This window comes from Bacillus sp. EKM208B, from assembly GCF_011800725.1.
Lineage (GTDB): Bacteria > Bacillota > Bacilli > Bacillales > Bacillaceae > Bacillus > Bacillus velezensis.
In genome coordinates this window covers 149,632-164,318 of sequence record NZ_JAANHO010000005.1, presented here as the reverse complement: position 1 = coordinate 164,318, position 14,687 = coordinate 149,632, and the positions used below count along the sequence as shown (strand labels likewise).

Here is a 14,687-nt window from a genome sequence, read left to right as displayed (position 1 = left end):
GATGAAACAACTGACAGAAACTCAACAGCTGAAAGAATTAATTGCACAATACCGCTCAGAAGGCCGGACGATCGGATTCGTCCCGACAATGGGTTTTCTTCATGAAGGACATCTGACGCTGGTTGAAAAAGCAAGCAAAGAAAACGATATTGTCGTGATGAGCATCTTTGTCAATCCGACTCAATTCGGACCGGGCGAGGATTACGAAGCATATCCGCGGGATTTAAAGCGCGATGCCCGGCTTGCAGAACAGGCGGGGGCAGATGTTTTGTTTACGCCGTCTCCAAGTGACATGTATAAAGGCGAGCAAAATGTTGCCGTGCAAGTGAAAAGGAGAACTGACGTGTTGTGCGGCGCCTCCCGCGTCGGCCATTTTGACGGAGTGGCCACTGTGCTGACGAAGTTTTTCAATCTCGTTAAACCGACCCGCGCCTACTTCGGCCTGAAAGATGCCCAGCAGGCAGCGGTTGTGGACGGATTGATTGAGGATTTCTTTATGGATATCGAATTGGTTGCAGTGGACACGGTCAGAGAAGAAGACGGACTTGCCAAAAGCTCTCGCAACGTCTATCTGACTGAGCAGGAACGCAAAGAAGCGCCGATGATCTATAAAGCATTGCAGCAAGGTGCCGAACTGATCAAAGACGGTGAAAGAAATCCGGAAACCGTCATAAAAACCGTCACCGATATCATCGAAAACACAAGCGGCGTCATTGATTATGCCGAACTGTACGCTTATCCGGAGCTGACTCCGCTTAAAACATTAAACGGCAAGGTCATTCTGGCCTGCGCCGTCCAATTTTCTAAAGCCAGACTGATTGATAATATCATTATTGATATTGATGAATGGGAGAGATCATAATATGTACCGCACTATGATGGCCGGAAAACTGCACCGCGCTACCGTGACGGAAGCCAATTTAAACTATGTCGGCAGCATTACGATTGATGAAGATCTTTTAGATGCCGTCGGAATGCTCGCTAATGAAAAAGTTCAGATTGTGAATAATAACAACGGAGCGAGACTTGAAACGTATATTATTCCCGGTAAGCGGGGGAGCGGCGTCATCTGTTTAAACGGAGCTGCCGCCCGTCTCGTCCAAGAAGGAGATAAAGTCATTATTATTTCTTATCAAATGATGTCTGATCAGGAAGCAAAAAGCCATCAGCCGAAGGTGGCCGTACTGGATGATCAGAATAAAATCGAGCAGATGCTGGGCCAGGAGCCGGCACACACGATTTTGTAAAAGAGCCCCCTTCATGGGGGTTTTCTTTTAAGATTTAGGGGCAAAAGCTGTTTTTCCGCTCCATTTCTCAATAAAACGTGTTACACTTTTCTCGTATGCAAGAATTGAGGTGTCCATTTTAATGAACAAACAACGGTTCGTTGTCATAGATGTCGAAACAACAGGAAATTCGCCGAAAAAGGGCGATAAAATCATTCAAATCGCAGCGGTTGTCATTGAAAATGGACAAATAACTGAGCGGTTTTCAAAATATATCAATCCGAATCAGGCCATCCCGCCGTTTATTGAACAGCTGACGGGAATTTCGTCCGGAATGGTTGAAAATGAACTGCCGTTTGAAGCGGTCGCAGAGGAGATTTTTCATCTGCTTGACGGCGCGTATTTTGTTGCCCACAATATTCATTTCGACCTCGGATTTGTCCGGCATGAACTGAGCGAAGCGGGCTATGAGCTGCCGGATTGTGAAGTGCTTGATACGGTTGAGCTTTCGCGTATTGTTTTCCCGGGGTTTGAAGGATATAAGCTCGGTGAGTTGTGCGCGGAGCTGAATATTGTTCATGACCGCCCTCACCGCGCAGACAGCGATGCGGAGGTTACGGGACTGGTCTTTTTAGACATTTTACATAAACTGAAACATTTGCCTTTACCGACGTTAAAGCAGCTTAGAAGGCTTTCACAGCATTTTATCAGCGATTTGACGCTGCTTTTGGATTCTTTTATACATGAAAGCAGGCCGGCGGAAGAAAAGAGCTGCATTCCATACGCCTCTTTTTCAATCAAAGAGCCCGATCACATTCCGGTTTCCCGTCCGGTGAATGCGGCCATTGACCTTGAAAAGTGGAACGAAGAAAAAGAACAGATCTTATCCGATATCATCCCCCGCTATGAAAAGCGGAAAGGGCAGCTTTCGATGATGGATGAAGTGCTTGGCGCCTTCCGCAATCGGGAGCATGCGCTGATTGAAGCGGCGCCCGGCATCGGAAAAACGATCGGTTATCTCGTTCCGGCTGTTTTATTTGCCAAAGCGGAACAAACTCCCGTGATTATCAGCACGTACTCTACTCTTTTGCAGCAGCAGATCATGTCTAAAGATCTTCCGCTTTTGGAGCGTATGTTTCCTTGGCCGGTCAAAGCCGCTATTTTAAAAGGGAAATCACATTATCTGTGCCTGCCTAAGTTTGAACATATTCTGCATGAGGAAGATGACAACTATGATGCGGTTTTGACGAAAGCACAGCTTCTCGTCTGGCTGACGGAGACTGAAACGGGCGACGCCGCTGAGCTGAATCTTCCATCAGGCGGCAGATTGCTGTGGGAGCGCATGGCTTACGATGAGAATTCTTTTTTGAAAAAAGGGAAGGACTCGGCTGCCGGGTTTTATGAACGGGCTAAAGAAAAAGCGCAGGCCGCAGATCTGATTATCACAAACCATGCTTTGCTGTTTTCAGATCAAAGCAGTGAAACGAAAAAACTGCCTGCAAGCGGAACGGTCATCATTGATGAAGCGCATCATTTCGAACGCGCCGCCAGCGAGCACCTCGGGAAGAGAGCTTCATACATCGGACTGCACACAAAGCTCAGCCGAATCGGAACCTTAAAGGAACACGGACTGTTAAAGCGGATGAGGAAACTGTTTTATACGTATGAACTGCCGGCGGAAAGTTTTTTTGACGCCGATGAGTGGATGAAGCATATTCAATCGGAAAGCGACGCATTTTTCAGTTCAGTGCATTCTTTTGTCAAACGAAGAAAACCTAAAGACGATCTGAACCGTCTCGTCTATAGTCTCAATCATAAAAGCCAGGATAAAGGGTTTCACATGATAACGGACGGAGCGGAGCGGCTTTGTGCGATGCTGGATCAGCTGCTTGACATGTTTTCAGTACAGGAGAAACTGTTACATCAAAAGCTTGATCAGATGAAAAGCGGAGCGGCTTTTTTAGCGGCCGAATATGTAAAGTGTATCAGGGGGCTGAAAGAATATCGCGATACGTTCAGCAGGCTGCTGTTTGAAAATGATGAGAAAGAAGCCGTTTGGGTTGAAATTGACGCGAAAGGCGCAAAAAACGCCGTCAGCATCTATGCGCAGCCTTTGGAGCCCGGTGAAATGCTGGCAGACCAGTTTTTCGCCCGCAAAAAAAGCGTTGTGCTCACATCAGCGACCTTAATGGTGGAGCAGTCTTTTCAATTTATGATTGAAAGGCTCGGACTTGCGGATTTTTATCCGCGCACCAAAAGCATCCCGTCTCCTTTTTCTTACGATGATCAGATGAACGTCATCATTCCGAAAGAGATGAAATCCGTTAAATATGACGGGGAGCGGGAAGTCATTGAGCATATTGCCAAGTATGCGGAAATCATGTCAAAGGGAAAACAGCCGAAGATCCTTGTCCTGTTTACGTCTCATGATATGCTGAAAAAAGTGTATCAGGAACTGAAACTCAGTATGGAGATCTCAGGCATTCAGCTTCTCGCCCAAGGTATTTCGGGCGGGAGTCCCGGTAAATTAATGAAAACCTTTAAAACGGCAAGCCGGGCGATTTTGCTCGGGACGAATCATTTCTGGGAAGGCGTTGATTTTCCGGGGGATGAATTGTCAACTGTCATGATCGCAAGACTTCCTTTCAGGGCGCCTGACAATCCGCTTCACGCCGCAAAATGCGAATTTGCCAAGAAGCAGGGGAAAAATCCGTTTCAGACGATTTCCCTGCCTGAGGCTGTGTTAACGTTCAGACAGGGGATCGGGCGCCTGCTCCGTACGGCGGGAGACAAGGGAACAATCGTTCTTTTAGATCAGCGTGTAAAGACGGCGGGTTACGGACGGCTGTTTCTTGAAGCGCTCCCGACTTCATCTCTTTTGGAGCTGACGGATGCCGAACTCGGGGCTTATGTCAGCCAAACGGAATAAAAGCCGCATAAACGCGGCTTTCGTGGTGTGGGATGAGGAATTGTTTTTATAGTAAAAGCGGGTTCATGCCGCCTTGTGATTTTATTATGCCGCGGGCGCATCCCGTTATGACTAACAAAATTTGTTCGACCGATGGAGGGTATAAAAATGGAAAGCAAAATTGAAATTCTGTCAACGATTAATGTGGAGCATTCAGATGATTTATATAAAATCGTCGATACATTAAACCGGACTTTGAAACGGGACAATCTGATGTTCGGCCTTGCGCTCGACGAAGAAAATCAAAATGAAGCGGTCTTCACCATTTATCGTACATAGGTGAAAAAGATGAGAAAAAAAGCATTAATATTTACAGCTGTATTTGGTATTATTTTTTTAGCAGTTCTTTTATTTTCGGCCAGCATTTTTAAATCTGCAATGGCTCAAAAAGAAGAAGGCCACGAAACAGCTGCCGCAGCCGCTAAAGAAAAAACGGATCTGACAGATGCTGAGAAAGTGGAGACCTTTGTCGGCAAACAGAAATATTATGTTGTTACCGGAACGGATAAACATGGAAAAGATATGTATGTATGGGTTCCGGCCGACAAAAAAGCAAAAATTCTCTCAAAAAAAGCCAGTGACGGCATTTCAAGCGGCAAGGCTGCCAAGATCGTTCGGGACGAAGGGCTTGTTTCCAAGCTGAATGGCGTTCACCCGGCGAGAGAAAACAATGTTCCGTTATGGGAAGTGACCTATATCAACAAAAGCGGGCAGTATAGCTTTAGCTATGTGGACTTTACAAGCGGCAAGATTCTCAAAAACATCACACCGTGAGACGTATTAGGGGGAGTTCAAGTTGAAATTGGCAAAAAGAGTATCCGCATTAACACCGTCTGCAACACTTGCAATTACTGCAAAAGCGAAAGAGCTGAAAGCAGAAGGCCATGATGTCATCGGCCTCGGAGCAGGAGAACCGGATTTTAATACGCCTCAGCACATTATAGATGCCGCGGTGCGTTCCATGAATGAAGGCCACACAAAATATACGCCTTCAGGCGGTCTGCCGGCGCTGAAAGACAGTATCGCAAAAAAATTCAAAAACGATCAGGGGATTGAATATAAGCCGTCAGAAATCATTGTCTGCACCGGAGCGAAACACGCTCTGTATACATTATTTCAGGTCATTCTTGATGAAGGGGACGAAGTGATTATACCGACTCCTTACTGGGTCAGCTACCCTGAGCAGGTGAAACTGGCAGGGGGGCGTCCCGTCTATGCAGAAGGGCTGGAATCCAATCAGTTTAAAATTTCACCGGAGCAGCTGAAGCAGGCCATCACCGAGAAAACAAAAGCGCTCATTATCAATTCACCGAGCAACCCGACAGGTGTTATGTATACGAAAGAAGAGCTTGCGGAACTCGGAAAAGTGTGTCTGGAGCATGGCATTCTGATCGTTTCTGACGAGATTTATGAGAAGCTTACATACGGAGGAAAAAAACACGTCTCAATCGCACAGCTTTCAGATGAATTGAAAGAGCAGACGATCATCATTAACGGCGTTTCGAAATCTCACAGCATGACGGGCTGGAGGATCGGCTATGCGGCGGGTTCGGAGACGATTATTAAAGCGATGACGAGCCTTGCGAGCCACAGCACATCAAATCCGACGTCCATCGCTCAATACGGCGCTATTGCGGCCTATAACGGTCCGGCTGAGCCGCTGGAAGAGATGAGACAGGCATTTGAGCACAGACTGAACACCATTTACGCTCAGTTCAGTGAAATTCCCGGATTCACCTGTGTCAAGCCTGAAGGGGCGTTTTACTTGTTCCCTAACGCCAAAGCGGCCGCAGAAAACTGCGGATTCAAAGATGTCGATGAATACGTCAAGGCGCTTCTGGAAGAAGAAAAAGTCGCCATCGTGCCGGGCTCGGGCTTCGGCTCACCGGACAACGTCCGTTTATCTTACGCAACGTCACTTGATCTTTTAGAAGAAGCGGTCGAAAGAATCCGCCGCTTCACGGAAAAACACAGCTGATTCTGAAAAAGCGGCTTTTAAAGCCGCTTTTCACTTGCATTGACCCCGTTAGAGTAGAACGGGTATAATAAAGTGATGAAAAAAGAGATTCAGGCAGATTCCTGAATGTCTTTCTTGTTCTGGAGGGAAAGAGTTTGAAAACAACAATCAACCAAGTGTATAAACACACAGGCGAGGAAGTAACGATTGGAGCTTGGGTCGCTAATAAACGCTCAAGCGGTAAAATCGCATTTTTACAGCTGAGAGACGGTACCGGCTTCATTCAGGGAGTTGTCGTCAAAGCTGAAGTAGAAGAAGACATCTTCCAAATCGCGAAATCAGTGACGCAGGAAACGTCACTTTATGTAAAAGGAATTGTGAAAGAGGACGAGCGTTCACCGCTTGGCTATGAGCTTGCTGTTACATCCATTGAAGTCATTCACGAAGCGACTGATTATCCGATTACGCCTAAAGAGCACGGTACGGAATTCTTAATGGATCACAGACATTTATGGCTCCGTTCGAAACGCCAGCACGCAATTATGAAAATCCGCAACGAAATCATCCGTGCGACTTATGAATTTTTCAACAAAGAAGGCTTCGTGAAAGTTGATCCGCCGATTTTGACGGGAAGCGCTCCGGAAGGCACGACTGAGCTGTTCGCGACGAAATATTTTGATGAAGACGCCTTCTTGTCTCAAAGCGGCCAGCTGTATATGGAAGCAGCTGCAATGGCGCTCGGAAAAGTATTCTCTTTCGGACCGACGTTCAGAGCGGAAAAATCGAAAACGAAACGTCATCTCATCGAATTCTGGATGATTGAGCCTGAAATGGCATTTGTTGAATTTGAAGAAAACCTTGAAGTTCAGGAGAATTATGTTGCGTACATCGTACAAAGCGTGCTGGAACATTGTAAGATCGAGCTGAACACATTAGGAAGAGACACATCGAAGCTTGAACAAATCAAAGCGCCATTCCCGCGCATTACGTACGATAAAGCGATCGAATTCCTGAAAGAAAAAGGCTTTGACGATATTGAGTGGGGAGATGACTTCGGTGCGCCGCATGAAACAGCGATCGCAGAAAGCTATGACAAACCGGTGTTTATCACTCATTACCCGACGTCATTAAAACCATTTTATATGCAGCCTGCCAAAGATCGTGACGATGTCGTGTTATGTGCCGACTTAATCGCTCCGGAAGGCTACGGGGAAATCATCGGCGGTTCAGAACGCGTTCATGATATGGATTTATTGGAAGAAAGATTAAAAGAACACGGTCTGGATTCAGATGCTTACAAATGGTATGCTGAACTCAGACAATACGGTTCTGTTCCGCACTCCGGCTTCGGCCTTGGACTTGAGCGGACAGTGGCTTGGATCAGCGGAGCGCCTCACGTGCGTGAAACGATCCCGTTCCCGAGACTTCTGAACCGTCTGTATCCGTAATAGTTATGAAAAACGAAGTCTCCTGCAAGGGAGACTTTTTCTAAGTAAAGGGGAAAGCTCCCGGAGATAACCTTTTACAGTAAGAGGTGTAAGGATGAAAAAACAGCAATTTATAGATATGCAGGAACTCGGCATTTCAAGCATTCCCAACCTGCTGCTGACACATTACCGGCAGCTTGGGCTGAATGAAACCGAATTGATCCTGCTTTTGAAGATTAAAATGCATTTGGAAAAGGGCTCTTATTTTCCGACGCCGTTTGAACTTCAATCAGGCATGTCCATCTCTGCTGAAGAATGTACAAGCTGCCTGAGAATGTTTATTCAAAAAGGTTTTCTGTTTATTGAAGAATGTGAAGACCATAACGGCATAAAGTTTGAAAAATATTCTCTGCAGCCGTTATGGGCGAAGCTGTATGATTACATGCAGCATTCACAAAACGAAACGCAGGAAAGAACGTCAGAAAGAGAACAAAAAAGCCTGTATACCATCTTTGAAGAAGAGTTCGGAAGACCGCTGTCGCCGCTTGAATGCGAGACGCTGGCCATATGGCAGGATCAGGATCAGCATGATGCGATTCTGATTAAACACGCCTTAAAAGAAGCCGTTTTATCGGGGAAACTCAGTTTTCGCTATATTGACCGGATTTTATTTGAATGGAAAAAGAACGGCTTCAAAACGGTTGAGCAGGCGAAGGCGCACAGCCAAAAATTCCGGCGTGTTCAAACGAAACAAAATGATCCGCAAAAAGAGTATACGAGGCAGGTGCCTTTTTACAATTGGCTGGAACAATAACATGAGAAGGGGAGAAACGTGTTAAATTTAAAGCAGATTGAATATTGTCTTGAAAAAATCGGCGATATGTTTCCGCACGCAGAATGTGAACTTGTCCATTCAAATCCTTTCGAATTGGTTGTGGCAGTCGCATTATCCGCGCAATGTACGGATGCTCTCGTCAACAGAGTGACAAAAACGCTATTTCAAAAATATAAACGGCCCGAAGATTATCTTGCCGTATCGCTGGAAGAACTCCAGCAGGATATTAAATCAATCGGCCTGTACCGTAATAAAGCCAAAAATATTCAAAAGCTGAGCAAAATGATCATCGAAGAGTACGGCGGAGAAGTGCCGAAAGACCGGGATGAGCTTGTGAATCTGCCGGGTGTCGGACGGAAAACGGCAAATGTGGTCGTGTCTGTTGCTTTCGGCGTACCTGCGATCGCAGTAGACACTCATGTGGAGCGGGTCTCTAAACGGCTCGGTATCTGCCGCTGGAAGGACTCTGTTTTGGAAGTAGAGAAAACATTAATGAAAAAAGTGCCGAAAGAGGATTGGTCTGTTACGCATCACAGATTAATATTTTTCGGCAGGTATCATTGTAAAGCGCAATCTCCCCGCTGTGCGGAATGTCCTTTGCTTCCGCTATGCAGAGAAGGGCAGAAGCGTGACAAAAAAGGGCTGGTGAAACGGTGACGGCGATTGACATTCTGGCAGGCTATGAAACATACCTGCGCAGCCTTACGGACTTGGAAAGCCACGAGATCAAAACGGCGCTGCGCCGCCATCCGCTGTATATGGATTTCAGCGGTCAGCCAACAGTGCAGCCATGGAGGGAAAGGGGCGAATATGTCCCGTTTCTGTTTCAGATTTGGAACGAAACGAAAGAAACGCTGCTTCCCGTTTTTCAAACAAGAAAATCGAGATGTGATCAAAATGACATGCTGAAGGGAATTGCCTGTCTGATTGCCGCTTTTCACTGGACGGCAGGGGAGCGGGTTACATCACTCGACTGGACTGTGCTTGAAACAAAACATTTTCCCGCCGAACCGATCAATTGGGCGGAGCGAATGGCGTTTATTTTAACGAAACCGACTCAATTTCACTCGTTTATTCAGCTGGATGAATTGATGACGGAGATGAAGAAACAATATCATAAATATGAAGCCATGAACAAATGTTAAAAACCTCCTTTTCTCATAAGGAGGTTTTTTTGTATGAAAAAAATCCTTCACCTGTTTGAGGTGAAGGATTTCGTCCGCTAATGAGCGGAATTTGACTGGATGGTTGACGAATTGGACTGCCCGTTGATATTTGAAGATGAGTCTTGGTTTTTGTCCGTTTGACCGCTGTCAGGTTTATTTGTGCCGTCTGAACCGGAATCGGAATCATTATCAGAGCCGTTATCTTGCTGTCCGTTGTTATCCGTCCCGTTACCGGGCTGATTCTGATTGTTGTCATCCGTTTGATCCTTATCGGATTGATCCTGATTTTTATCTGAGTCATCAGTGGGTGTTTGATCCGATCCGTCAGACGTATCTGTCTGATTGTCATCTGTGTTTGAATCATCGGTTTGCGTCTTGTCTTTATCTTTATCTTCATCAGACTTCTGTTCATCGTCAGTCGCTTTATCTTTATCTGCATCGTCTTCTTCATCTTTCGGGACTTTGAAAGATGCTGATGCCGTATCGCTTTTTCCGTCATCGTTTTCCGCTGTCACCTGGAAGCTGTATGTGGAGCCTGGCGTGACATCTGAGACGACGGCTTCTTTTGCCGAACTGTTTTGAATGTCACTATAGCTTCCGCCGTCAACGGATTGTTTGACATTGAATGTTGCATCACCGTCATAATCCCAGCTTAAGGTTAATGATTTTTTATCTTTGTCGTATTTCACTTGCAATCCTGTCGGTTTATCGGCTTTTTCTTTCGTGTACGTTTTAGAAACGGCAGTTGGCTGCGTTCCTTTCACGAAGTACTCCGTCACTTTTTTATCATCCGGTGTATTCGGTCCGGCTAAAGCGGCAGGATTCGAGCCTTTCTCAACCGTTTCTTTGACGACGCTGTCAGGCTGCTTGAAGCTTCCTTTACCGTCATCAACGTATGAGATCAGCTTTTGGAAAATCCGTTTTGCGACTTGCTGGTCAGCAGAAGACAGTGATTTCTTACCTGCTTTGTTGCCAGACTCAACTCCGGTCCAAACCGCTGCTGTATATTGAGGGGTGTATCCGACAAACCATGAGTCTGGGACTCCGCCTTGTGCGATATTATATTTTTGAATGTCCTCTTTAGTAAAGTTAGTGGTACCCGTTTTACCGGCGACTTCCACGTTCGGTACTTGAGCTAGTCTGCCTGTTCCTGACTGCACGACTGTTTTGAGCATATCGGTAATCATGAATGCCGTGTAATCGCTCATAGCACTTTTCGGTTTCGGTGTTAAATCAAGCTTAGTGCCGTCATTAAATTCAATCGATGTGACCGCATGCGGTTCATTGTACGTTCCGTTATTTCCGAAAGCGCTGTAGGCGCCCGCCATTGTCATAGTAGATACACCGCGGTTATCCTGACCAAATCCTCCGATCGAATAAGATTCGGTTACACTCTCTTTGTTTAATCCTAGTCCTAAGTCATTTGCGAAGTCGACGGCATTATCTTTACCGGCTGCTTGATATGCTTTCAGAGCCGGAATATTACGCGAGTCTGAGAGGGCCTCTCGCATTGATATCATATTTCTGTATTTATTGTCGTAGTCGTGAATCGGTGTGCCGTCAGAGTACGTATAAGCCGAATCATCAATCTGCTCATACGTCGACCATTTTTTATTTTCAATGACCGGGCCGTAATCCAGAATCGGTTTTATCGTTGAACCGGGCTGGGTTTTACCTTGTGTTGCATAATTGAATCCCCCGGTAGTTCTGTTCCGTCCTGCTCCGATGGCGCGGATTTCTCCGTTTGTCGTATCAAGGAGCGTGACGCCGCCCTGCATGCCTTCGGTAAATCCGGCTGTGTCGCCGTTCATCAATTGATCAAGATAATCTTGTGCTTTCGTATCAAGAGTCGTATAAATTTTCAGTCCGTCAGTTGAAATATCGACGTCTTTCTTTTCTTTTGTCTCAATTTCTTTCATAACTTCTTCAACAAAAGCGCTGTATTTATTTGTGTCCTTTTTATCGTATTCCTTTTGGCTGACGACGCCTTCATCTTTCATGGACACTTTCTTCGCTTTTTGGTATTCAGAATTTGAAATGAATCCTTGCTTTTCCATTAAGCTGAGAACAATGTTTCGGCGTTTTTCGGAAGCCTTCGGATTTTTAACCGGGTTATATCCGGTCGGGCTTTGCGGCATTCCGGCAAGCGTCGCCGCCTGTTCAACCGTAAGCTTGCTCAAATCTTTTACGCCGAAGAATTCTTCAGCCGCTTTACCGACGCCATAGGCGCGCGGTGAGAAATAAATTCTGTTTAAATACATTTCTAAGATTTCATCTTTAGAATAATGGCGCTCCAGCTGCAGTGAAAGCCACACTTCCTGTGCTTTCCGTTTAATCGTTTTCTGATGGGTCAAAAGCGAGTTTTTCACAACCTGCTGGGTGATTGTGCTTCCTCCCTCTGAACCGAATCCATCCGTAAAGTTGGCGACCAAGGCGCCTCCGATCCGGATCGGGTCTATACCGTGGTGCTTATAAAAACGGGCGTCTTCAGTTGCGATAAATGCTTCTTTCACAACATCGGGTATATCCTTAATCGGGACGTAGGTTCGTTTTTCGCCGCCCACTTCCGCGATTTCTTTGCCGTTTTTATCGTAAATCGTTGAAGAGTAAGGCGTTTTCAGCTTTGCTTCGTCCAAAGAGGGCGCGCCGGAAACCAAAACGGCAAATGCCGCCGCTCCGCCGACTATGCCAAGGACAAACAGAATAACCAAGGACAGCACAATCTTTTTGAATAAACCGCCTTTACGCTGTTTCTTGCCTTTTTTCGGTGAAGAGGGCTTAGTGCTTTTCGTCTGCCTTGCCTTACGGCGTTCTTCACGGCTCATAAATTGATCTGACATAACATCTCAACCTTTCGTTTATCAACCTTTCGCTCAGTCTACTGTTCCTGCGAAAAATAAAGCTGTTCAATAATACTAATATAATCAATTCTCGGTGAGTATCCAAGGGAAATCGGAAAGGAAGCATCTTCTAATTCGTCTTTGCGAATCGATTTTCTGCCGTTCTTCTCCTTTCTGTCCCAAAAGACAAACAGCTTGTCGGCTTCGAGGAAATAAACCTTTCCGAAAGCGGATATAATAACAAAACAAATGCCGTCTTGCCTGACCACCTGCTTCATATGCTCAATCTGATGATCATGAAAATTCTGCAGGGGAAATGCCGTTTTGTTTTTTGTTTCTTTTGCCTCAAAATCAATGTAGCGTCCTTTATAAATGCCGTTGTAGTCAGTTGTTGAAGACTGTTTAAAATAAGCTTCCTTAATGACTGCGGCGCTTCTTTTCGGATAGTGGACGTTTACAATCTGGACGGGTGTCGGCTTTTTGTGAATGACAGCAATTTGGTTAGCCAGATAATACTTATTCGTTTCATTCAGGTCGTCTTCGAGGGTCATGCCGCGATTACTGTATGAATGGGTCCGTTTCTGGCTGTTTTGGGATGAAACCGTTTTGTTCGGCTGAAAAGTTTTTCCATTCGGGTACCGAATCACTTTTTCCATCCTCCTTATCAAACTAATAGTGACGGAAGTGAATGAACGTGCATAAACGACAGACCGTAACCGCCATTCTTCGCCTGATCGAAAAAGAGACAAAAATAAAAAATGCCGATAATATTTCCCGGACGAATGCCTATAAAGCATATTATGACCGCCATCCTGAGATCAAGTGGCCGCTTTTGGCATCCTTTGTGTCCCGCAATGCGGGCTGGTCGATGACTGATTTAAGAGGCGTCCTTTATCAGGAGGGTCTTGACAGCAGTCAGAAAAACTGGTTTTTCCTTTCGTATGAAAGGGCGAATTGGCTGATTTTTTCTGATGCCTATCCTCAGCTTCTGGTCTACCAGTGGTCAAAACAAATCGGCGAACCTCTTTTCCGTCATCTTCCTCATTTCCGCGTCTCGGCTTTTATGCAGGAAGAATGGTTTCGCTTTTGGCGTGACGGAGATACGGAACGGCTCATGTATGCTCTTATTATAAATGAACAAAACACTATCCAAGCACCTATTATACAAAATCCTTCGTTTAAAAAGAATGTTTTTGGCACGATTCCTTTTTATTTAAGTGATTGGTTTCACTTTAATACGGTGATATTCCCTTCATTTGACGGACATTTATACGGAATTTCCGTCAAACGGTTTTCGAAAATCGAAGAAAGAATTACGCTCGGAAAACAGCTGGCCCGCCTTCTGTTCAGTCCTGATCTGCACGCTTCTTTTTACCGTTTTCTTGATACCGTGCCTCATACCGGTTCGCGCTTTGATATGGAGAAAATGATCGGCATCAAAAAAAGAACATCACCGATGCTGAGGACAACCTATCCCATTGTTGCCCACCCATTAGACGGCGAAAGGGCGGATTGGTTTCAAAAAAGGTTAAGAAAAGGGGCTTTCTTACAGGAGAAAATGCCGAAACAGCTTGAACTGACGGACTGGTACTTCCAAAAAAGACGGGAGCTCCATGCGCTCTTCGCGGTGAAAGAGTGGCTGAAGAAATGAAAAAGCCCGAAACCGTTCGCTGGGGTTTCGGGCTGCTGATGTGTTACGTGGAAGGGCGGTTTGGGCCGCCTAATTTTTTATCAAGCGTATCAGTCGTTTTTGCTTCGGTTTTTTGCTGTTTACCTGCATTTTTCGGTCTCGTTTTCATACGGCACCTCCTCAACTGTATCGTTTGCATTAACGTGCCGGTTCATACAAAGTTTGCGGCACTTTTTTGTCGAAAGGCACGCCTTTTAGGATAATCTCTGTTTGTTTGCCGAACTGCTTCTAGTTTTGTCATGTGCAGAGGAGAGCGGTATGAAAACGAGAATTATATTCTAAAGAGACGCAAGTGATAAAAGGGAGGAACATGAATGTCTGTTTACACGAGCAAGGCTGATATTCTCCGTCTGCTTTCTGATATTGAAATCCGGATTTCTGCTGCTGAAAAAACGCTTACCCAAGCAGTCAGATCCTGTCAGGCGGAAGCTGAAGAAATCAGACAGGAGAAACTTTCCCGCCTTGAGGAAGAGGCGCGGGAGCTTCATGTTTGTATTGATGACCTGTTTTTGGCTGACCGGCGTAAAAAGGATTTGCCGAGAGCCTGCCGGATCAGCTGATTTTATGCAAAAACTTTG

15 protein-coding genes are annotated in these 14,687 nt (G+C 45.7%); 12 read left to right on the top strand and 3 right to left on the bottom strand.

The genetic code is table 11. The features are described from left to right. Nucleotide 1: 1 nt before the first annotated feature. The 10 genes from panC to G9F75_RS11175 all read left to right on the top strand — a co-directional run bounded on the left by panC (nt 2) and on the right by G9F75_RS11175 (nt 9,558). Nucleotides 2-862 carry a pantoate--beta-alanine ligase gene (gene panC / locus G9F75_RS11220; RefSeq protein WP_029973653.1) on the top strand — a complete coding sequence of 287 codons (861 nt, stop codon included), beginning with the start codon at nt 2-4 and terminating at the stop codon, nt 860-862. A 1-nt stretch (nt 863) separates the two neighbouring features. After that, nucleotides 864-1,247, top strand: a complete 384-nt coding sequence (gene panD, locus G9F75_RS11215) for an aspartate 1-decarboxylase (RefSeq protein ID WP_003153510.1) — start codon at nt 864-866, stop codon at nt 1,245-1,247. A gap of 121 nt (nt 1,248-1,368) precedes the next feature. Beyond that, nucleotides 1,369-4,155 carry an ATP-dependent DNA helicase DinG gene (gene dinG / locus G9F75_RS11210; protein ID WP_072177161.1) on the top strand — a complete coding sequence of 929 codons (2,787 nt, stop codon included), beginning with the start codon at nt 1,369-1,371 and terminating at the stop codon, nt 4,153-4,155. A 147-nt stretch (nt 4,156-4,302) separates the two neighbouring features. Further along, nucleotides 4,303-4,473: a YpmA family protein gene (locus G9F75_RS11205; RefSeq protein WP_003153512.1), complete on the top strand. Its 171-nt coding sequence runs from the start codon at nt 4,303-4,305 to the stop codon at nt 4,471-4,473. A gap of 9 nt (nt 4,474-4,482) precedes the next feature. Then, nucleotides 4,483-4,968 (top strand): cell wall elongation/penicillin-binding protein regulator TseB, encoded by a 486-nt coding sequence (gene tseB / locus G9F75_RS11200; RefSeq protein ID WP_007409483.1) that lies wholly within the window; start codon nt 4,483-4,485, stop codon nt 4,966-4,968. A gap of 22 nt (nt 4,969-4,990) precedes the next feature. After that, entirely contained in the window at nt 4,991-6,172 is a 1,182-nt protein-coding gene (locus G9F75_RS11195) for a pyridoxal phosphate-dependent aminotransferase (RefSeq protein WP_014418237.1), read from the top strand. A 134-nt stretch (nt 6,173-6,306) separates the two neighbouring features. Next, nucleotides 6,307-7,599 carry an asparagine--tRNA ligase gene (asnS, locus tag G9F75_RS11190; RefSeq protein WP_003153515.1) on the top strand — a complete coding sequence of 431 codons (1,293 nt, stop codon included), beginning with the start codon at nt 6,307-6,309 and terminating at the stop codon, nt 7,597-7,599. Nucleotides 7,600-7,693: 94 nt separating this feature from the next. Then, nucleotides 7,694-8,392 (top strand): DNA replication protein DnaD, encoded by a 699-nt coding sequence (dnaD, locus tag G9F75_RS11185; RefSeq protein ID WP_003153516.1) that lies wholly within the window; start codon nt 7,694-7,696, stop codon nt 8,390-8,392. A gap of 18 nt (nt 8,393-8,410) precedes the next feature. Then, nucleotides 8,411-9,070 (top strand): endonuclease III, encoded by a 660-nt coding sequence (gene nth / locus G9F75_RS11180; protein WP_007612187.1) that lies wholly within the window; start codon nt 8,411-8,413, stop codon nt 9,068-9,070. Then, nucleotides 9,067-9,558 (top strand): YpoC family protein, encoded by a 492-nt coding sequence (locus G9F75_RS11175; RefSeq protein ID WP_021494228.1) that lies wholly within the window; start codon nt 9,067-9,069, stop codon nt 9,556-9,558. The genes nth and G9F75_RS11175 overlap by 4 nt, the downstream gene beginning before the upstream one ends. A gap of 77 nt (nt 9,559-9,635) precedes the next feature. Here the strand turns inward: G9F75_RS11175 and G9F75_RS11170 are convergent, their stop codons facing one another. Together G9F75_RS11170 and recU are read right to left on the bottom strand one after the other, a co-directional pair. Next, nucleotides 9,636-12,419, bottom strand: coding sequence for a PBP1A family penicillin-binding protein (locus G9F75_RS11170; RefSeq protein ID WP_022553045.1), 2,784 nt, complete (start codon nt 12,417-12,419; stop codon nt 9,636-9,638). Nucleotides 12,420-12,457: 38 nt separating this feature from the next. Next, nucleotides 12,458-13,066: a Holliday junction resolvase RecU gene (gene recU, locus G9F75_RS11165; RefSeq protein WP_014418235.1), complete on the bottom strand. Its 609-nt coding sequence runs from the start codon at nt 13,064-13,066 to the stop codon at nt 12,458-12,460. 41 nt (nt 13,067-13,107) lie between these two features. Between recU and G9F75_RS11160 the strand changes: the two genes are divergently transcribed. Then, nucleotides 13,108-14,070, top strand: a complete 963-nt coding sequence (locus tag G9F75_RS11160) for a DUF2515 domain-containing protein (protein ID WP_022553046.1) — start codon at nt 13,108-13,110, stop codon at nt 14,068-14,070. A 43-nt stretch (nt 14,071-14,113) separates the two neighbouring features. Here G9F75_RS11160 and sspM read toward each other — a convergent pair whose 3' ends face one another. Next, nucleotides 14,114-14,218 carry an acid-soluble spore protein SspM gene (sspM, locus tag G9F75_RS11155; protein WP_003153525.1) on the bottom strand — a complete coding sequence of 35 codons (105 nt, stop codon included), beginning with the start codon at nt 14,216-14,218 and terminating at the stop codon, nt 14,114-14,116. A gap of 205 nt (nt 14,219-14,423) precedes the next feature. Here sspM and G9F75_RS11150 point away from each other — a divergent pair, with 205 nt between their 5' ends. After that, nucleotides 14,424-14,669 carry a DUF5446 family protein gene (locus G9F75_RS11150; RefSeq protein ID WP_014418233.1) on the top strand — a complete coding sequence of 82 codons (246 nt, stop codon included), beginning with the start codon at nt 14,424-14,426 and terminating at the stop codon, nt 14,667-14,669. The last annotated feature ends 18 nt before the right edge of the window (nt 14,670-14,687 follow it).